Here is a 331-nt window from a genome sequence, read left to right on the forward strand (position 1 = left end):
CAACTGTCAACTCTCAACTGTCAACTGTCAACTCAATAACCTGTCAACTGACAATCACGTAAGTGATTGTGTATTCTATCCTCCTCAACCGTGGATACGTCTCCCGGCGCAGTTGCTCGTAAAAGTCGGGCCATTCATCACGCAGGCGCATTTCGCGCTCATCGGCATCGCGCATGCCGCGGATGATTTCGAGGATCATATATTTCTTTATGTTATCCGATGCAGCCACCAGACGGTCGATAGACAACCAGTCTTCGCCCCGTCCATCTGCGGTGAAGAGCGTTTCGGGCAGGGTATGCACAATTTTAAGATGGTCGCGCAAGGCTAGCGC

At 51.4% G+C, this 331-nt stretch carries 1 pseudogene; it reads right to left on the bottom strand.

Annotated elements, in window-relative coordinates:
• Positions 1–43: 43 nt before the first annotated feature.
• Positions 44–331 (bottom strand): annotated as a pseudogene (locus D0T87_RS23925) (hypothetical protein); the annotation flags it as partial.

The sequence above is a fragment of the Bacteroides sp. 51 genome, assembly GCF_010500965.1.
Taxonomy (GTDB): domain Bacteria; phylum Bacteroidota; class Bacteroidia; order Bacteroidales; family Bacteroidaceae; genus Bacteroides.